The 17,800-nt window shown below is 75.4% G+C and carries 15 protein-coding genes and 3 pseudogenes; 9 read left to right on the top strand and 9 right to left on the bottom strand.

The window, feature by feature from the left end; genetic code table 11:
• The 5 genes from MW084_RS08150 to MW084_RS08130 form a co-directional block, all read right to left on the bottom strand.
• Positions 1–624, bottom strand: a complete 624-nt coding sequence (locus MW084_RS08150; RefSeq protein WP_275563533.1) for a hypothetical protein — start codon at positions 622–624, stop codon at positions 1–3.
• Positions 625–877: 253 nt separating this feature from the next.
• Positions 878–1,381, bottom strand: a complete 504-nt coding sequence (locus tag MW084_RS08145) for a GNAT family N-acetyltransferase (protein ID WP_010473566.1) — start codon at positions 1,379–1,381, stop codon at positions 878–880.
• A gap of 4 nt (positions 1,382–1,385) precedes the next feature.
• Positions 1,386–2,075, bottom strand: a complete 690-nt coding sequence (locus tag MW084_RS08140; protein ID WP_010473565.1) for an O-methyltransferase — start codon at positions 2,073–2,075, stop codon at positions 1,386–1,388.
• A 108-nt stretch (positions 2,076–2,183) separates the two neighbouring features.
• Positions 2,184–2,588 carry an aggregation-promoting factor C-terminal-like domain-containing protein gene (locus MW084_RS08135; protein WP_010473560.1) on the bottom strand — a complete coding sequence of 135 codons (405 nt, stop codon included), beginning with the start codon at positions 2,586–2,588 and terminating at the stop codon, positions 2,184–2,186.
• A gap of 486 nt (positions 2,589–3,074) precedes the next feature.
• Positions 3,075–3,695 carry a TetR family transcriptional regulator gene (locus MW084_RS08130; RefSeq protein WP_010473558.1) on the bottom strand — a complete coding sequence of 207 codons (621 nt, stop codon included), beginning with the start codon at positions 3,693–3,695 and terminating at the stop codon, positions 3,075–3,077.
• A gap of 240 nt (positions 3,696–3,935) precedes the next feature.
• On the opposite strand from MW084_RS08130, the gene MW084_RS08125 reads away from it, so the two are divergent.
• From MW084_RS08125 to MW084_RS08115, 3 genes are read left to right on the top strand one after another with little or no spacing between them, the layout of a single operon-like run.
• The gene (locus MW084_RS08125; RefSeq protein WP_010473555.1) at positions 3,936–5,255 is read left to right on the top strand and encodes a glycosyltransferase family 4 protein; all 1,320 of its coding nucleotides are present in this window, start codon (positions 3,936–3,938) and stop codon (positions 5,253–5,255) included.
• 58 nt (positions 5,256–5,313) lie between these two features.
• The gene (locus tag MW084_RS08120; RefSeq protein ID WP_010473551.1) at positions 5,314–6,048 is read left to right on the top strand and encodes a class I SAM-dependent methyltransferase; all 735 of its coding nucleotides are present in this window, start codon (positions 5,314–5,316) and stop codon (positions 6,046–6,048) included.
• On the top strand, positions 6,045–7,115 hold the full coding sequence (locus MW084_RS08115; protein WP_010473549.1) for a hypothetical protein: 1,071 nt from the start codon (positions 6,045–6,047) through the stop codon (positions 7,113–7,115). The genes MW084_RS08120 and MW084_RS08115 overlap by 4 nt, the downstream gene beginning before the upstream one ends.
• A 204-nt stretch (positions 7,116–7,319) precedes the next feature.
• Here the strand turns inward: MW084_RS08115 and MW084_RS08110 are convergent, their stop codons facing one another.
• The 3 genes and pseudogenes from MW084_RS08110 to MW084_RS08100 form a co-directional block, all read right to left on the bottom strand.
• Positions 7,320–8,165 carry a DUF5336 domain-containing protein gene (locus tag MW084_RS08110; RefSeq protein ID WP_039829702.1) on the bottom strand — a complete coding sequence of 282 codons (846 nt, stop codon included), beginning with the start codon at positions 8,163–8,165 and terminating at the stop codon, positions 7,320–7,322.
• Between the two features lie 90 nt (positions 8,166–8,255).
• Positions 8,256–9,042: pseudogene (locus tag MW084_RS08105) on the bottom strand (N-acetylmuramoyl-L-alanine amidase family protein); the annotation flags it as partial.
• A gap of 165 nt (positions 9,043–9,207) precedes the next feature.
• The gene (locus tag MW084_RS08100) at positions 9,208–9,906 is read right to left on the bottom strand and encodes a class I SAM-dependent methyltransferase (RefSeq protein WP_029553723.1); all 699 of its coding nucleotides are present in this window, start codon (positions 9,904–9,906) and stop codon (positions 9,208–9,210) included.
• A gap of 117 nt (positions 9,907–10,023) precedes the next feature.
• Here MW084_RS08100 and MW084_RS08095 point away from each other — a divergent pair, with 117 nt between their 5' ends.
• From MW084_RS08095 to MW084_RS08085, 3 genes are all read left to right on the top strand, one after another.
• Positions 10,024–11,046 (top strand): hypothetical protein, encoded by a 1,023-nt coding sequence (locus tag MW084_RS08095; RefSeq protein WP_010473540.1) that lies wholly within the window; start codon positions 10,024–10,026, stop codon positions 11,044–11,046.
• A complete protein-coding gene (locus tag MW084_RS08090) occupies positions 11,043–12,221 on the top strand; it encodes a hypothetical protein (RefSeq protein ID WP_010473539.1) in 1,179 nt (392 codons plus the stop codon). The genes MW084_RS08095 and MW084_RS08090 overlap by 4 nt, the downstream gene beginning before the upstream one ends.
• 112 nt (positions 12,222–12,333) lie before the next feature.
• The coding region (locus MW084_RS08085; RefSeq protein WP_420833732.1) for an MFS transporter at positions 12,334–13,739 on the top strand (1,406 nt) is incomplete at its 5' end.
• Positions 13,740–14,060: 321 nt separating this feature from the next.
• Here the strand turns inward: MW084_RS08085 and MW084_RS08080 are convergent.
• On the bottom strand, positions 14,061–15,221 hold the full coding sequence (locus tag MW084_RS08080; protein ID WP_010473535.1) for a hypothetical protein: 1,161 nt from the start codon (positions 15,219–15,221) through the stop codon (positions 14,061–14,063).
• Positions 15,222–15,647: 426 nt separating this feature from the next.
• On the opposite strand from MW084_RS08080, the pseudogene MW084_RS08075 reads away from it, so the two are divergent.
• The 3 genes and pseudogenes from MW084_RS08075 to MW084_RS08065 form a co-directional block, all read left to right on the top strand.
• A pseudogene (locus MW084_RS08075) lies at positions 15,648–16,449 on the top strand (Nif3-like dinuclear metal center hexameric protein); the annotation flags it as partial.
• 34 nt (positions 16,450–16,483) lie between these two features.
• A complete protein-coding gene (locus MW084_RS08070) occupies positions 16,484–17,227 on the top strand; it encodes a zinc ribbon domain-containing protein (RefSeq protein WP_275563808.1) in 744 nt (247 codons plus the stop codon).
• Positions 17,227–17,740: pseudogene (locus MW084_RS08065) on the top strand (reverse transcriptase-like protein); the annotation flags it as partial. The gene MW084_RS08070 and the pseudogene MW084_RS08065, both read left to right, overlap by 1 nt.
• Between the last annotated feature and the right edge of the window lie 60 nt (positions 17,741–17,800).

The following is a 17,800-nucleotide window of genomic DNA, read 5'->3' as shown; positions in this document are numbered from 1 at the left end:
TTATACTTTTCGAAAATGTGGTAAATCCCCATCCGCTTGGCGGCGTCGGCCTCTGCCTGGTCGCCCCAGCCCTGATAACGACGGATGATTTCGAAAATCTCGCTCTCGGTGTAGTTCAAGCTCATGACGCGTAAGGGCGTCTCGCCGGCCGGCGGATTCTTGCCGCCGGGCTTGCCCGCGACGCCCCACAGGTGGATCAGTGGCACAGTCCGCATGGAGAACGTTTTCCTTGTTGACTTTCTGCCACATCGCCCAGATGTCTGCTTCTTTGGTCGGGTCGGTGGGGGTTCCGGTGACGAAGCCCTGATCGATGCAGTGGTTCCAGGCGCGGATGCCGACCTCGCCGCTGATCTGCGCGATGCCCGTCGAGGAGTCCTTGACGATGCCGATGCCGTTGAGGTGGTACGAGGCGACCTGGTGATCCACGCCCTGGTCGATCAGGTCGTAGTGCCGCATCTCCCAGTACGCGGAGGTCTGGATCAATGCCTTGCGCATGCTGTACGCACGGGACAACTGGGTGGTCTGCGTGTCATACGACATGATCGTCTCGAAGCACTGAGTACGGGTGAAGAGGCGGGCGTCGGCGCCTGTACCGCCGTCGTCCTCGAAGCCGATGCCGCGCATGTAGCCGCCGAGGTCTTCGTGCAGTGCGTTGAGGAAGGAACCGTCGAAGGCGACATCGGGGAGCGGTGGCCGGGGGGTGCGCCGCGTGCGGCTGCCGGTCGTTCGGGACGGCTCGCCGAGCGGGTGCCGGGGTGCCGGGCCCCCGGCCCCGGACCACCGGGCCCCGGGGGCGCCGGGGGCCCGGTGACCCGGCCGGGGGCCCGGTGACCCGGCCCGGGGTCGCCGGGCGCCGGGTGGGCCGCCGGGTGCCGGGTCAGCGGTCCAGCTCCCTGCCGTACCAGACCTCCATGTACGGGCCCTCGCAGTACGGGGGGATCTCCCGGTAGCCGTGGCGCGCGTACAGGGCGCGGGCCTCGACCAGGTCCAGGCGCGTGTTCAGCACCGTGCGCCGCGCTCCCAGTTCCACGGCCGCCGCCTCCAGGGCGGTCAGCAGCATCCCGGCGCCGCCCGTCCCGCGGAACGCGTGGCGGACGAAGACGCGGGTCAGCTCGGCCCGTTCGGCGTCCAGCAGCAGCACCCCGCCGCAGGCCGCCGGCCTCCCCTCGTACCGGCCCACCAGGAAACGCCCGGTCGGCGGTTCCAGGGCCTCCACGCCGTCCCCGGCCAGCCCCTCGTCGATCTCCCGGGGGGTGGCGGGGCGGCGCCAGTAGCGGCCGGCCACGTCGCCGTAGTAGTCGCGGCGCAGCGCGGTCGCCTCCTCGGTGTCGTACCGCTCGGGGCGTATGTCCCAGCCGGCGGCCGGGCCCCTCGTCGTCACGGCCTCAGGACACCACCCGGGCGACGAGCATCCCGTCGTAGCCCTTCACGCCGACCGTCTGGAACGCCGTCGCGTCCAGCCGGGGGTCGCGTGCGACGAGGTCGAACATCTCGCGCGTGCCGCGGATCGCCTCGTCGGCCGCCTCCCCCTCGTCGACGATCCGGCCGCCGCGCACCACGTTGTCGACGACGATCACGCTGCCCGGACGGGTCAGGCGCAGCGCCCACTCCACGTAACGCGGGTTGTTCTTCTTGTCGGCGTCGACGAAGACCAGGTCGAAGGGGCCCGCGCCCTCCGCCTCCAGTTTCGGCAGCGTGTCCAGGGCGGCGCCGGTGCGGACCTCCGCCACGTGGTCGAGGCCGGCGCGGGCCAGGTTGAGCCGGGCGATCTCGGCGTGCGCGGGGTCGTGCTCCAGCGAGATCAACCGGCCGTCCGGGGGCAGGGCCCGCGCCAGCCAGATGGCGCTGTACCCGCCGAGCGTGCCGATCTCCAGGATCGTGCGGCTGCCCTGGACGCGGGCCAGCAGGTGCAGCAGCTTGCCCTGGACGGGGGCGACCGCGATCCGCGGCAGGCCCGCCTCGTCGCTCGCGGTGAGCGCGGCGGCCAGCGCCTCGTCGGCGGGGGCGAGCAGGTCGGCGACGTACGCGTCGACGGCGTTCCACCGCTGCTGGAGGTCGTCAGTGTGCTGATTCATGGTCAGGAACGTAACCGACATCCGCGGGCGGTGGAACGCGTCACCGCGCGGGCGCGTGAAAACCCCCGGTGAACGGGGTCACCGGGGGTCCCGTGCGGGGGCGGCCGCTCAGTACCAGTGGTTGGCCTGCCAGAACTTCCAGGCGCCGCACGGGCTGCCGTAGCGGTCGTTCATGTAGTCGAGCCCCCACTCGACCTGGGTGGCCGGGTTGGTCTTCCAGTCCGGGCCGGCGGAGGCCATCTTCGACGCGGGCAGGGCCTGGACCAGGCCGTACGCGCCGGACGAGGCGTTGGTGGCGGTGTGGTCCCAGCCGGACTCGCGCTCGACGATCTCGCTGAAGCACGTGTACTGGCCGGCCGGGACGATTTTCTGGGCGACGGCCCGCGCCGAGGAGGGCGCCGCCGAGGCCGGGGCCGTCACGGTCATCACGGTGCCCGAGGCGGCCAGCAGCACGGCGGCGGCGACGGCGGACCTGCTGCGGACGGAGAAGCGGTCGGCGGGGAAGCGGAACACGGATGAGGACCTCACGTCGGGGACAGGGCTGTCGCGGGCGTGCCGGAACCGGGGCCCGGGGNNGTCCGGGGTCCGGGGGGCGCGCCGTGGGCGCTCCGGCGGGACCGCGGGGGTCGTACCGCCGTCGGCGCCCGGCGACGTCCTCCACCGAAGCAGGGCCCGGCGGCCCTGGCAACGCCCCCCGTCTACGGCCCGCGGTCGGGGACCGGCCCTGCCGGCCCACCACCTCACGAGGGCTGGTGCAGGTCACGGGGGTGGGCCGATCGTCTTCCGGGTCTCGGGGCCCACTAACGGGAGTCGTATGTGACGTGGGCCCTGTGGGGCGCTTCACCCTGAATGTCCCGGATAGGGCTTTTCGCGCCTTTCGTTTCGAGGTCCGGGTCACACCTTCCACGCCCCGGAACGCGCGTGGCGGGCGCGGCACCGCGCGGCCGCGGACCCGTCCCCGCATCCGTGCCCCGGAACGCGGACCGCGCGCCGGGGCGCTCACCGTCCGCCGGGCCGCCCCCGGGGCTCCTCGCGGTCGCCGATCAGCCGGCACGCCGTCTCGACGTCCAGCCGCACCTGTGCGACCGACGCCCGCCCGGACAGCCAGGCGACCAGCGCCGAGTGCCAGGTGTGCTCGACGACGCGGACGGCCGCGAGCTGCTCCGGCGCCGGGTCCTCCACCCCCACGGCGTCCAGGATGATCGCCGCCGTCCGCCGCGACACCGCGTCCACCTCCGCGCTCGCGCTCCGGTCGGCGAACGTCAGCGCCCGCACCATCGCGTCCGCCAGCAGCGGTTCGCGCCGCAGCGCGCGGAACACCCGCATCAGCGCCCCGGCCACCCGCTCCGCGGGGTCCTCCCCGGCCGGGGGCCGCTTGCGCAGCGCCGTATGGAGGCCGTCGAGCCGGTCCTGCATCGCGGCGACCAGCAGGTGGACCTTGGAGGGGAAGTAGCGGTACAGCGTGCCCAGGGCGACTCCCGCCGCCTCGGCGACCTCCCGCATCTGCACGGCGTCGAAGCCGCCGCGGGCCGCCAGCCGGGCACCGGCGTGGAGGATGCGGCGGCGGCGCGCCTCCTGCCGCTCGGTCAGGTGCGGCGCCGGCCTGCCTTCCGCTGTCATAGGTCCCCGTCGATCCGTGCGTCGAACGCTTCCGTGCCGTCCGTTCCGTGCCGTGGTGCGCGACAGTATGGCCGGGCCCCCGCCGTGGTGCGAATCACCCGGCGGGGCCTCCGGCGCGGGGGCTACCTGCCGGTAGATTCGAAGCTCCCCGAGCGTCGAGAACGATCAACTCTGAAACTTGTTCTAGATTATCGGGACCGGCTACGCTCCGCCGGGACGCAGGGATGGAAGGGGCCGCGAGTGACCGCTGAGGCCGTAGCGACAGGCCCCCGTGCGGGCGCGGCAGCCGACGGAGGGCGCCCGCTGCGCATCGCCCTGCTCACGTACAAGGGAAACCCGTTCTGCGGCGGCCAGGGCGTCTACGTACGGCACCTCTCCCGGGAACTGGCCCGCCTCGGCCACACCGTCGAGGTGATCGGCTCCCAGCCGTACCCGGTCCTCGACGCGGTCGGCGAGGGCGTCGTGCTCACCGAGCTGCCCAGCCTCGACCTGTACCGGCAGCCCGACCCGTTCCGCACCCCGGGGCGCGACGAGTACCGCGACTGGATCGACGTCCTCGAATTCGCCACCATGCGGACCGGCGGATTCCCCGAACCGCTCACGTTCTCCCTGCGGGCCCGGCGCCTCCTGGCCGCCCGCCGCGGCGACTTCGACGTCGTCCACGACAACCAGACCCTCGGCTACGGGCTCCTCGCCCCGCTGGGCGCGCCGCTGGTCACCACGATCCACCACCCCATCACCGTCGACCGGCGGCTGGAGCTGGACGCCGCCCCCGACTGGAAGCGCCGCGCATCCCTGCGCCGCTGGTACGCCTTCACCCGCATGCAGAAGCGCGTCGCCCGCCGCCTGCCGTCCGTCCTCACCGTCTCCGGCTCCTCCCGCCGGGAGATCGTCGACCACCTGGGCGTGCGCCCCGACCGCGTCCACGTCGTCCCCGTCGGCGCCGACACCGGCCTGTGGTGCCCCGACCCGTCCGTTCCCGAGGTGCCCGGCCGCATCGTCACCACCTCCAGCGCCGACGTCCCCCTCAAGGGCCTGGTCCACCTCGTCGAGGCGCTCGCCAAACTGCGCACCGAGGTCCCCGGCGCCCACCTGGTCGTCGTCGGCAGGCGCGCCGAGGACGGCCCCGTCGCCCGCGCCGTCGAGCGGTACGGGCTCGGTGACGCGATCCGGTTCGTCAAGGGCGTCAGCGACGCCGAACTCGTCGACCTGGTGCGCGGCGCCCAGGTCGCCTGCGTCCCCTCCCTGTACGAGGGGTTCTCGCTGCCCGCCGCCGAGGCCATGGCCACCGGCAGGCCCCTCGTCGCCACCACCGGCGGCGCCATCCCGGAGGTCGCCGGACCCGACGGCGAGACGTGCCTGGCCGTACCGCCCGGCGACTCCGGAGCCCTGGCCGCCGCGCTCGGCCGCCTCCTGGGACCCGGCGGCGCCGCGCTGCGCGCCCGCCTCGGTGCCGCCGGCCGCGCCCGGGTCCTGGACCGCTTCACCTGGGCCCGCGCCGCGCAGGGCACCGTGGAGCGCTACCGGGAGGCCGTCGCCGCGCGGGGGACGCGCCGATGACGGCCGCCCCCCTCGCCTCCTCGCCCCCCGCCACGGACCGTGAAAGCAGGCCCCGCACGTGCTGACCGTCGACTTCACCCGCTTCCCGCTCGCCCCCGGCGACCGCGTGCTCGACCTCGGCTGCGGCGCCGGGCGGCACGCGTTCGAGTGCTACCGGCGCGGGGCGCGGGTCGTGGCCCTCGACCGGAACGCCGAGGAGATCCGCGAGGTCGCCGGGTGGTTCGCCGCGATGGCGGAGGCCGGCGAGGCCCCGGCCGGCGCCACCGCCGCCGCCGTGGAGGGCGACGCCCTCGCCCTGCCCTTCCCCGACGCCTCGTTCGACGTGGTGATCGTCTCCGAGGTGATGGAGCACATCCCCGACGACAAGGGCGTCCTCGCCGAGATGGTCCGCGTCCTCAAGCCGGGCGGCCGCATCGCCGTCACCGTCCCCCGCTACGGCCCCGAGAAGGTCTGCTGGGCGCTGTCCGACGCCTACCACGAGGTCGAGGGCGGCCACATCCGCATCTACAGGGCCGACGAACTCCTCGACAGGATCCGCCAGGCCGGCCTGCGCCCGTACGGCACCCACCACGCGCACGCCCTGCACTCCCCGTACTGGTGGCTGAAGTGCGCGTTCGGCGTGGACAACGACAGGGCGCTGCCCGTCCGCGCGTACCACCGGCTGCTGGTCTGGGACATCATGAAGAAGCCCCTCGCCACCCGCCTCGCCGAACGGGCCCTCAACCCGGTCCTCGGCAAGAGCTTCGTGGTGTACGCGACCAAGCCCCACCTGCCGGAGGGCGCCGCGCTGTGACGTCGACCGAGCGCACCGAACACCTCGCCCTGCCCGGCGTGCTGACCGCCGGGCAGGCCGCCGAGACCGCCGCCGCCATCCTCGCCGCCCAGCGCGGCAGCGGCGCGATCCCCTGGTTCCGGGGCCACCACCTCGACCCGTGGGACCACACCGAGGCCGCCATGGCCCTCGACGCGGCCGGCGAGCACGAGGCCGCCGCCCGGGCCTACGCCTGGCTCGCCCGCCACCAGAACCCGGACGGCTCCTGGTACGCCGCCTACCACGACGGCGACGCCGAACGGCCCACGGACCTCGCCCGCGAGAGCAACTTCTGCGCGTACGCCGCCGTCGGCGTCTGGCACCACTACCTGACCACCGGCGACGAGGCGTTCCTCGACCGCATGTGGCCCACCGTCCGCGCCGCCGTCGGGTTCGTCCTCGCCCTGCAGCAGCCCGGCGGCCAGATCGGCTGGAAGCGGGAGGCGGACGGCACCCCCGTCACGGACGCCCTGCTCACCGGCAGCTCCTCCATCCACCACGCCCTGCGCTGCGCCCTCGCCATCGCCGAGCACCGCGAGGAGCCGCAACCGGACTGGGAGCTCGCCGCCGGCGCCCTCGCCCACGCCGTCGCCCACCACCCGGAGCGGTTCCTCGACAAGGGCCGCTACTCGATGGACTGGTACTACCCGGTCCTCGGCGGCGCCGTCACCGGCGCGGCGGCGAAGGAGCGCATCGAGAGCCGCTGGGACGAGTTCGTCGTCCCCGGCCTCGGCGTGCGGTGCGTCCTCCCCAACCCGTGGGTCACCGGCGGCGAGAGCTGCGAACTCGCCCTGACCCTCTGGGCGATGGGGGAGCCCGACCGGGCCGCGGACGTCCTGCGCTCCATCGGCCACCTGCGCGCCGAGGGCGGCCTGTACTGGACCGGGTACGTCTTCGAGGGCGACCGCGCCTTCTGGCCCGAGGAACTCACCACCTGGACGGCGGGCTCGCTGCTCCTGGCGGTCGCCGCGCTCGGCGGCGACGAGGCGACCACCGCCGTGTTCGGCGGCGAGCGCCTGCCGTCCGGCCTGGTGCCGGAGTGCTGCTGACGCGCCGCCACCACCGGCCGTACGGGCGGCCGTCGGCACGGCGGGCGTGCGGTCCGGGGCCCGCGCGGGCCCCCGGCCACGGCGGAACCGCCCGCCCTGCCGGTCGGCACGGCGCCGCCCCCGCGAGAGGCGCGGCCACGCGAACGGGCCCGCCCACCGGCCTCGCGGCTCGGTGGGCGGGCCCGTTCGCGACGGCGGGGCGGATCAGCCGCGCTGGATGCCGGTCGTGTCCTGCAGGACGCCGCGGCGGCCGTCCTGGGTCTGCGCGACCAGGGCCGCGCCGCGCTGCTCCACGGCCAGGTACCAGGTGCCCGGCGCCAGTTCGGCGATCGGCGCCGGCGAACCGTCCTCGGCGTACAGCGGCCGGGCCACCGGCACGGCGAACCAGAACGGGGCGAAGTCCCCGGCCGGCGCGCCCTGCTGGGCCGCGGCCGGCGTGACCTGCTGCTCCGGCTGCGGCTGCCCGTGGTCGGCCCCGACGGGCCGGCCCGGCTGCTGGTGGCCGCCGGCCGGGTAGCCGTAGCCGCCCGTACCGCCCTGCTGGACGCCCGGGTAGCCGTAGCCGGGGCCCGCCGCGCCCGGCTGGGCGCCGCCGTACGGCTGCGGGGCCTGCGGGCGCGGGGCGCCCATCAGCGGCGCCTTCAGGGCCGGGACCAGCGGCGAGGCCACCGCGCCCGCGGCGAGCACGATCGCGGCGAGCAGGCCGAGGATCATGCCGGCGCCCGCGGAGTGGGTGTCGAGGATCGTCCAGAACGCCGTCCACAGGGCGAACACGGTGAGGGCGACGCCGAACTGGCCCAGGTCCAGGCCGGCGACCTTGCGTCCCGGCATGGCCCGCGCCAGGACGATCAGCGCCGCGCCGATGACGCCCGCGAGGAACATGCTCATCAGCAGGCCCAGCGCGTCCCAGGCGTTGGGCATGTCGTACTTCGAGCAGTCGATCCCGCTGGGGCAGTCGACGCTGCTCAGGCCGAGGAACGAGGCGATGAACAGCACCACCGCTGCTCCGATCACCACGCCATCGCCTCGAGTGAGGGAGCGGATGTTCACGTGAGAATCCTTCGTCGGTTCATGTCGTCGCCGGTGGCGCGGAACACGGGGGGCGCCCCGCCGTACGGACGAATGTATCGTCCGCACGGCCTAGCCGAGCAGATAGGTGCTGACCCCGTCCGCGATCCCCCGGGCGGCCTTCTGCCGCCACGCCGCGTCGGAGAGCGAGGCGGCGTCCCGGGGGTCGCGCATGTTGCCGCACTCGACGAACACCTTGGGCACGGTCGACAGGTTCAGCCCGCCGAGGTCCGTGCGGACGACGAGCCCCGTACCGCCGCCCAGGTAGTCGGCCGGGGCGGAACCGGTCGACCGGGCGAACCCGGCCGCGACGAGCTCCCCGAGCCTGCGCGAGGGCCCGACGATCGGTCCCGTGTCGGCCGCACCCGCTCTGACCAGGCCCGGGACGATCACGTGGTGGCCCCGGCCGCCGGTCGCCGAACCGTCGGCGTGGACGGAGACGACGGCGTCGGCGCCCCGGCCGCCGCCCGCCTCGTTGCCGATGCGGGCGCGTTCGTCGATGCACGGGCCGAAGGGCCGGTCGGCGTCGTGCGTCAGCACCACGGTCGCCCCCGACCGCCGGAGGATCGCGCGGATCCGGTGGGCGACGTCCAGGGTGAACGCGGCCTCGGCGTACCCGTCCCGCGTGGAAGTGCCGGTCGTGTCGCACTCCTTGCGGTTGGTCCCGATGTCGACCTTCTCGCCGATCTTCGAAGCGTGCCGAAAGTTACCCGGATTGTGACCCGGGTCGATCACGACCACCCTGCCCGCGAGCGGCGCGGACGCGGGAGCACCGGACGGCCCAGGAGTACCGGGCGGTCCGGGAGTACCAGGCGGCCCGGGAGTACCGGGCGGCGCGGGCGCGGCCCCGCCTCCCCGGNNNNCCNNNGCNGNCNACNCNNCCGGCGGCCCGCCGGACACCCCACCGGTCACGGCCCACCCCGCGGCGAGCAGGACGGCCGCGGCGAGCGGCACGGCGGCCGTCAGGGCGGCCCTCCGCAGGCGGGCGCGCTTCCGCGCGTCGTCGTCGTACACGCGGCCGAGCCTAGGCGGTGCCGGGGGCCCCGGCCCGCACCCCGGCGGCGGTCCGCCGCAGCACCCGCAGCGAGTCCGTCGCGGACACCTCCGCGAAGACCCCCGACTCCAGCGCCCGCCGGTAGATCCGGTACGGCGCCTGCCCGCCGTCCGCCGGGTCGGGGAACACGTCGTGGATGACGAGCAGCCCGCCCTCCGCGAGGCGCGGCGCCCACCCCTCGTAGTCGTTCACGGCGTGCTCGTCGGTGTGCCCGCCGTCCACGAACACCAGCCCCACCTGCCCCGCCCACACCCGCGCCACCTGCGGCGACCGGCCGACCACGGCGATGACGTGGTCCTCCAGACCGGCCGCGTGCAGGGTGCGCCGGAACGTCGGCAGGGTGTCCATCAGGCCCACCTCCGGGTCCACGACGGACGGATCGTGGTACTCCCAGCCCGGCTGCTGCTCCTCGCTGCCCCGGTGGTGGTCGACCGTGACGGCCACGGTGCCGGCCGCCCGCGCCGCGTCGGCCAGCAGGATCGTGGAGCGCCCGCAGTACGTGCCGACCTCCAGCAGCGGAAGGCCGAGCCGCGCCGCCTCGACGGCCGCCGCGTACAGCGCGAGCCCCTCCCGCACCGGCATGAACCCCTTGGCCGCCTCGAACGCGGCGAGCGTCTCCGGCGACGGCTCCGGGCCCTGCGGCGGCTGCGGTGCGGATGCGGCGCTCATGGTGCGGAGGTCCTCCAGGTCGTACGGGCGAACGAACGCCATCGTCCCCCACCTTCCCCCACCCGGCGACGGCACCCCGGTGGATAGGATCGGCGCGCTCACGAAGGGGGACGGCACATGACGGACACGAGCGGCTTACGGCGCCGCACCCGCACGGCGCTCGCGGCGGCGGCCCTGCTCGCCACGACCGCGGGCCTCTGGGCCACGGACACCTGGCCCTTCCGCGGCGACGCCTACAGCGGCGCCTACTGCTGGGGAGCCTGGCGGGAGCACGAGGGCGAGGGCCTCCTGGGCGACCGGGTGCTGGACGAGCGGGACGCGCGGCGCGTCTTCGAGGAGTCCTCCCCGCCGACCGCCGCGCGCCCGGAGGGCACCTGCGAGGTGACGGTCCGGGAGCGGGGCGGTACGGAGCGGGACGTCATGCAGGTCACCGCCGTCTACGGAAGGCTCCCGTCCGGCGAACCGGACCGGCGCACCTGGCTCGCCCGGTACCTGCACGGAAGTGCCGTCGCCCTTCCGGACGGCCTGGACGGGGTGGCCGCGTCGGACCGCGCCATGCTCGTCCTCCCGGCCGCGTGCGACGCGGACGGCCACCCCTCGGTGGTCACGCTCGACGGCCGTGCCGGCGGTCAGGCCGACATGGCCCGGCTGCTGGTCGATCTGGCCGGCACGGCCATGCGGGAGGCGGGCTGCGCGTCCGGCCCCCCGCCCTCCATGACGTCGCCCGTCACCGACCAGCCCCGGAAGGAGACGCTGCCCCACCTCTACTCCCGGCTCTGCGGGATCCCCGGCGTGAACCTGGCCCAGCCCCGCGACGCGGACGGGACCTCGTTCGCGGGGGTGTACGGCACCCGGCTGCAGCTCTGCTCGCTGGACACCGCCTCCAGGCAGAGCGGGAAGAGGACCGGGGCCCACTACGTCATGGCGGGGACACCCCGTCTGGGGGCGCTGTTCACCGGACTGCCGGAGGGGCCTGGACGGGGGCTGGTCCGCAAGACGTGCGGCGGCCGGCCGACGGTCTTCTACGGTGACACGGATGCGCTGAACGGGACGGGGATCCCCGACGACGCGACGGTCTTCGCGCGCTACGTGGAGTCCGTGGGCAAGCGCGTCGGCTGCGACGACGGGGGAGAGGGATGACGGCGCAGGACGCGCAGGACACCGTGGCAGGTCGCGACGAGGGCACGGAGGGCGCGGTGGGATCCCGGCCGCGCCGCCGCCGGATCGCCTGGGCGCTCACCGCCGCCACCCTGACGGGCGCCCTGCTGGGGGCCGGGACGGTGGGCTGGCGCACCGGCACGTTGCCGTTCCGGGACGACCGGCCCTGCTGGGGCGCGCTGAGCGACGAGACGCTGGACACCCTTCTCGCGCGTGAGGGGGACCCTCCCTCTGCGGGGCGCAGGGAGGCGGAGGAACAGAGGCTGCTCGGTCCCGGGGCGTCCGCCCGGTGCAGGGTCCTCGCCTACTCCGAGGAAGAGGACGGGCAGGACGACGTGGTGGCGCGGCTGGATATCTCCGTACGGACGCTCGACGCGCGCCGGGGCCGTGACACGCAGGCGTGGTCGGCCGAGTTCCTGTCCACCGAGGTGACTCCGATCGGCGGCGGGCTCCGGGGAATGGCATCGCGGAGCCGCGCCTGGATCGCCCTGCCGCAGAGCTGTGTGGGCGGCGAGGACCCCGTGGTCGTGGAAGCCAGGATGGGCGATCAGGACGCCGAGGAGCTTCTTCCCCCCACACGGCGGTACGGCCTGGCGCGCGCGGTGGTGGAGACCTCCAACGGCCTGCTGGCCGCCTACGGTTGCCCCGGTCGCCACCGGATGCCGGAGTCGCCGCCGGTCCTGGACGAGGACGAGGCGGAGGAGCAGGAGGAGAAGCGGGACAGGGCGGCCGCCGCCGCGCTGTGCGGGCTCGCGGGGACGCCCCTCGCCGAGAGGCACGCCAAGCTGCTGAGGGACGCGGCGGGCAACTGGGTGGACGGGGGCCCGGCCCGCATCTGCGGCACCGACAACCGGCTCGCGAGCCGGCACGTGCGGCTGATGACCGTCACCGACCCCGTCCTGGCCCGGATCTTCGAGCGGGACGCGCACCACGGCGGCCCGGCCGCCGACGGCGACACGGGCCACGGGACCCTCACCGTCGGCCGCGCCGTCTACCTGGGGCGGTGCCAGACCGGTGATGTGGCGTTCGTGGTGGAGCGGACGGGACCGAGCGACCTCGACTGGACCTTCGTCCGGGACGTGTTCCCCCTGTACGTCGCCGCCGAGGCCGACCGGCTCGGTTGCGGGCCGCAGAAGGTGACGCTGCGCAACTCCTAGGCCCGGTACCCCGGCCTCCCCCCGGGGATGTACGGGGTGACGGCCGGGTGCGACCATGACGGGCATGTCCCCGTCCCGTACCGGCGCAGCCGTCCCCGCCCCCGCCCCTTNNACCCGGATCTCCCCGCCCGCCCCTGGGTGGTGATCCTCGCCGCCTGCGCGGGCACGTTCCTCGTCGTGCTCGACGTGTCCGTCGTGAACGTCGCCCTGCCGTCGATGCGCGCCGACCTCGGCATGTCCGCGACGGCGCTGCAGTGGGTGGTGAACGCGTACTCCATCGCCTTCTCCGGGTTCATGCTGCTCGGCGGGCGGGCCGCCGACCTGTTCGGGCGGAAGCGGATGTTCCTGCTGGGCCTGGGGGTGTTCACCGCCGCGTCCGTCGCGGGCGGGCTGGCCGAGGAGGGCTGGCAGCTGCTCGCCGCCCGCGCCGCGCAGGGACTGGGCGCGGCCGTGCTGTCCCCGGCGACGCTGACCATCGTCACCAGTGCCGTACCGGAGGGCGCCGCCCGGACGCGGGCCATCAGCACGTGGTCGGCGGTCGGCGCGGGCGGCGGCGCGGCGGGCGGCCTCGTCGGCGGCCTCCTCACGGACCTGCTGGGCTGGCGCTGGGTCCTGCTCGTCAACGTCCCAGTCGGCGTCCTCGTCCTGATCGCCGGCGCCCTGTGGGTGAAGGAGTCCCGCACGGGCGCCGGGCGCCGCCTGGACCTGCCGGGCGCGCTGCTGGTGACGGCCGGGCTGGCCGCGTTCGCGTACGGGGTGGTGCGGACCGAGCGGGCCGGCTGGGCGGAGGCCGGGACGCTGGTGCCGCTGCTCGGCGGGGTGGCGCTGCTGGCCGTGTTCGTGGTGGTGGAGTCCCGCACCCGCCAGCCGCTCGTGCCGCTGAAGGTGTTCCGGGCGCGGGCGGTGTCGGCGGCGAACGTCGCGCTGTTCGTCATCGGCTCGGCGACGTTCTCCTCGTGGTTCTTCCTGACGCTGTACGCGCAGAACGTCCTCGGCTACAGCCCGCTGGAGGCCGGGCTCGCCCTGATCCCCAGCTCCGTCGCGATCGTCCTGGGCGCCAAGCTGGCACCGCGCCTGATACCGCTGTTCGGGGCGCGGAACCTCGCGGTGGGAGGGGCGCTGGCCACCGCGGCCGGCTTCGCCTGGCAGTCGCTGATGGACGCGGACGGCGCGTACGCCACCGATCTCCTGGGGCCCGGCGTCGTGATGATGACGGGCGTCGGGCTGGTCCTCACCCCGCTCGCCGCGATGGCCACCTCCGGTGCCGCGCCGGGCGACGCCGGCCTGGTGTCGGGCCTGGTCAACACCTCCCGCACGATGGGCGGCGCGGTCGGCCTGGCCGTCCTGTCGACCGTCGCCGCCTCCGGCGCGGCGGGCGCCGCCACCCCGCAGGCCCTCACCGCCGGGTACGCCCTCGCCTTCCGCACCGGCACGGGCGTCCTCCTCGCGGCGGTGGTGCTGATGCTCCTGTGGCTGCCCCGCCCGGCCCCCGCCGCCCCGGCGCACGGCGGGGCCTGAGGGAAGCGGTCCTGCCGGACCGGCGGGGGACCCTTCGGCGGCCCGGCCGCCGGAAGACGCCGAGGGCCGCCCCGGAAAAACCGGGGCGGCCCTCCTCCGACGTGCGGCGGGCGTTACGCCACGCCGTCCTCACCGGACTCCCTGCGGTGACGGCCGTGCGGCCGTACCGACGTGTCCTCCGACGCTGCCGGGCCCCCGCGGTGCTTTCCGGAGCCGCCGGCCTCCCCGTGCGCCCGCGTCGCCTGGGTGGTGTCGGTGCTGGCTTCAGACATGTGGTGAAGTCACCCCGTAATGATCGCTGTTCTCCTGCGGGCGGTGAGTCTAACCGGGCGCCGCGCGACCCGTGAGGGGTGCCTGCTGCAACGGCACCGGCCGGCGCGCCACCGCCGCCACCGGAGTGCCGTACGGCCTCCCGCCTGCGGGTTTCACCGGACGCGGCGGAGGCGCTCCCTCCGTTGGGAGCGGGGCCGCCGCGGCCTCGACGCGTGCCAGCCCGCACGGCACCGAGGCGTTCGCGTACGGCAGCGACAGCGCCCCGTCCCGCGTCCACCGCCCCGCGCCCGGGAACCAGCCCTCCGGCGCGGGGAGTTCCAGCAGCCGCCGCCCCGCCGGGCGCCACACCCCCACCCGGCTCCCGGCCGCCGTGTCGACGCGCAGCGCCACCGCGCACGCCTCCGGCGTCAGCACCTGCCCCGGCTGCACCGCGAACGGCGTCAGCGCCGCGTCCACCGACCGCAGGCACGACGGGAACCGCACCGGCCGGGCACTGCCCAGCACCCCCCAGCCCAGCCGCTCGCGCCCCGGTGACGGCGCGTCCGAGCGGACCAGCAGCAGCCCGCTGTCCGGGTCGGCCAGGACCAGCCGGTCCCGGCTGTCCTCCGTGAGCTGCAGCAGGGGCGTGACCTCCCCGCCCCGCCGCAGGTCCACCGTGACGGTCTTCACCGGGCCGCCGTCCACCGTCCGGTCCAGCGCGAGCAGCCGCCCCTCCCGGTCCAGCCACACCCCGCCCGAGCAGTGCCCCCGGACCTCGGCGACGTGCTCCGGCCCCGGCGCGCCGCCCGCCACCCGCCAGATCCCCGTCGAACGCCCGCCCGCCGCCAGCGCGTACGCGCACACCCCGTCCGGGGCGGGCGGCAGCAGCCGCACCGACTCCGCCTCGACCGCGCCGAGCGGGAGCTCGCCCGTCCGCGGGCCCGTCGGGTACAGCAGCGAGAACGCGCACCTCCCGGCGATCCGGCGGGCGATGAGGACCCGGCCGTCCACGAGCGGCAGCAGCTGGGCGTGCGGGTCCTCGGGCTGCCCGAGCGGCAGCGGAACGGCGTACGGCTCCGGCCCGCCGAGCGTCCACCGCTCGGGGAACAGCGCCTCGCCCTCACCGGCCAGCCGGGCCGCGTAGGAGCCGTCCGCGGCGATCGTGAACCCCGTCCCGCCGACCGCGCAGCCGCCGTCCCCGGTGGTGGCCTCGATGGCACAGGCTGTCATGGTTCGTCACCTCCGGCCGCAGACGCTAGTTTTCGCACTTCCACCCGAACCGCACGGGACCGCCCGTTTCACACATAAGGGTGGCTGTCGCCGGATTCGCCTGAGGGAACGGAGGCCGGTGTGCTGACCGGGCCCCGAGGAGCGGGGTCCGGACCCGGCCGCCCTGGGCGGGACCCGGCCGCCCCGGCCGGGTCGTTTCCGCGACGGGGCGGGGCCGGGCCGAAGGGCGCCGGGCGGGTGTACCGGGCCCGGGCGCCGGAGCGGNCCGCGNNNNCCGGGACCCGGCGCCCGCGGGAGCGCCGGTCCGGGCGAGGCCGCGCCACCCCGGCCGGTGCGCCGGCGCCGACGGGCGGGTCCGTACCGGGGGAGGGTAGGGAGGTCACCGGGGCGGCCGGGCCCCGCGGGGTTGCGGGTAGCCTTGGGGGCGTGCCACGCCTCACCGAAGTCCTCGCCGAACTCGACGCACTCTGGCCCCCCGAGCGGGCCGAGCAGTGGGACGCCGTCGGCACGGTCTGCGGCGACCCCGACGCCGAGATCGACCGGGTCCTCTTCGCGGTCGACCCCGTCCAGGAGGTCGCCGAGGAGGCGATCCGGCTCGGTGCCGGGCTGCTGGTCACCCACCACCCCCTCTACCTGCGGGGGACGACGACCGTCGCGGCCTCCCACTTCAAGGGCCGCGTCGTCCACACCCTCATCAGGCACGGCATCGCCCTGCACGTCGCGCACACCAACGCCGACACCGCCGACCCCGGCGTCTCCGACGCCCTCGCCGGCGCCCTCGGCCTGCGCGTGACCGGCCCCCTCGTACCGGAGAACGGCCTCGGCCGGATCTGCGAGGTGGACCCGCCGGAGACGCTCCGCGCGTTCGCCGCACGCGCCGCCGAGCGGCTGCCCGCCACCGCCCAGGGCGTCCGCGTCGCGGGCGACCTCGACGCGACGGTCCGCAGGGTCGCCGTCAGCGGCGGCTCCGGCGACAGCCTGTTCGACGCCGTGCGCGCGGCCGGCGTCGACGCGTTCCTCACCGCCGACCTGCGCCACCACCCGGCCTCCGAGGCCGTCCAGCACTCCCCGGTCGGCCTCGTCGACGCGGCCCACTGGGCCACCGAGTGGCCCTGGTGCGAACTGGCCGCCGCCCAGCTCGACGAGGTCTCCGACCGGCACGGCTGGAACCTGCGGGTCCACGTCTCGAAGACGGTCACCGACCCGTGGGCAGCCCACCACACCTCCCNNNCCGCTCACCACACCTCCCCTGGAGCCCCCAACTGAACGCCGCGCCCGCCGACCAGATCCGACTCCTCGACGTCCAGGCCCTCGACACGCGCCTGTCGCAGCTCGCCCACAAGCGCCGGAGCCTGCCCGAGCACGCCGAGATCGAATCGCTGACCAAGGACCTCGCCCAGCTGCGGGACCTGCTCGTCGCCGCGCAGACGGAGGAGAGCGACTGCGCCCGCGAGCAGAAGAAGGCGGAGCAGGACGTCGACCAGGTCCGCCAGCGCGCCGCACGCGACCAGCAGCGGCTCGACTCGGGCGCCGTCACCTCCCCGAAGGACCTGGAGAACCTCCAGAGGGAGATCGTCTCCCTGTCGAAGCGCCAGGGCGACCTGGAGGACATCGTCCTGGAGGTCATGGAGCGCCGCGAGGCCGCGCAGGAGCGGGTGGAGGAGCTGACCGGGCGCGTCGCCTCCGTCCAGGCCAAGGCCGACGACGCGACCGCCCGCCGCGACCGCGCCCAGGAGGAGCTGGACGCCGAGGCGGCGGCCGTCTCCAAGGAGCGGGACGTGGTGGCCGGTTCGGTGCCGGCGGACCTGATGAAGCTGTACGAGAAGATCCGCGGCCAGCAGGGCGGGGTGGGCGCGGCCCGCCTGTACCAGCGCCGCTGCGAGGGCTGCCACATCGAGCTGAACATCACCGAGCTGAACGACGTCCGGTCCGCCGCGGCCGACACCGTCGTGCGGTGCGAGAACTGCCGCCGCATCCTGGTCCGCACGGCGGAGTCCGGCCTGTAATGAGCAGGGGGCGGCTGCGCGAGCTGATCGTCGAGGCCGACGGCGGGTCCCGGGGCAACCCGGGCCCGGCCGGGTACGGCGCGGTGGTCCTGGACCCGGTGTCGGGCGAGGCGCTGGTGGAGACGGCCGAGTACATCGGCGTCGCCACCAACAACGTCGCCGAGTACAAGGGCCTCCTCGCCGGGCTGCGCGCGGCGCGCGAACTGGCGCCGGACGCTTCGGTGCGGGTGCGGATGGACTCCAAGCTGGTCGTCGAGCAGATGTCCGGGCGCTGGAAGATCAAGCACCCGGACATGAAGCCGCTCGCGGCGGAGGCCGCCCGGATCCACCCGCCGGGGCGGGTCACCTACGAGTGGATCCCGCGCGAGCACAACAAGCACGCCGACCGCCTCGCCAACGAGGCGATGGACGCGGGCCGCCAGGGGCGCCAGTGGCGGCCGTCCGCGTCCCGCGCCGTCCTGGACGCGGGTGCGGCCCGCGTCGTCGGCGACGCGACGGCGGGCGCGGCCAGGGNCCGCGCCGCCNTGNCCCNNACNNCGGAGCCGGCCGGCCCGGAGGCCGAGCCCACGACAC

The sequence above is a fragment of the Streptomyces sudanensis genome, assembly GCF_023614315.1.
GTDB classification, from domain to species: Bacteria; Actinomycetota; Actinomycetes; order Streptomycetales; family Streptomycetaceae; genus Streptomyces; species Streptomyces sudanensis.
This window is presented reverse-complemented; position numbering and strand designations above follow the sequence as displayed.

Coding starts and splice junctions, on each gene's coding strand:
- MW084_RS08150 (WP_275563533.1), bottom strand. CDS start 624: ATGCGCGGCATCGGCTTCGAGGACGACGGCGGTACAGGCGCCGACGCC.
- MW084_RS08140 (WP_010473565.1), bottom strand. CDS start 2,075: ATGAATCAGCACACTGACGACCTCCAGCAGCGGTGGAACGCCGTCGAC.
- MW084_RS08130 (WP_010473558.1), bottom strand. CDS start 3,695: ATGACAGCGGAAGGCAGGCCGGCGCCGCACCTGACCGAGCGGCAGGAG.
- MW084_RS08100 (WP_029553723.1), bottom strand. CDS start 9,906: ATGAGCGCCGCATCCGCACCGCAGCCGCCGCAGGGCCCGGAGCCGTCG.
- MW084_RS08095 (WP_010473540.1), top strand. CDS start 10,024: ATGACGGACACGAGCGGCTTACGGCGCCGCACCCGCACGGCGCTCGCG.
- MW084_RS08090 (WP_010473539.1), top strand. CDS start 11,043: ATGACGGCGCAGGACGCGCAGGACACCGTGGCAGGTCGCGACGAGGGC.
- MW084_RS08080 (WP_010473535.1), bottom strand. CDS start 15,221: ATGACAGCCTGTGCCATCGAGGCCACCACCGGGGACGGCGGCTGCGCG.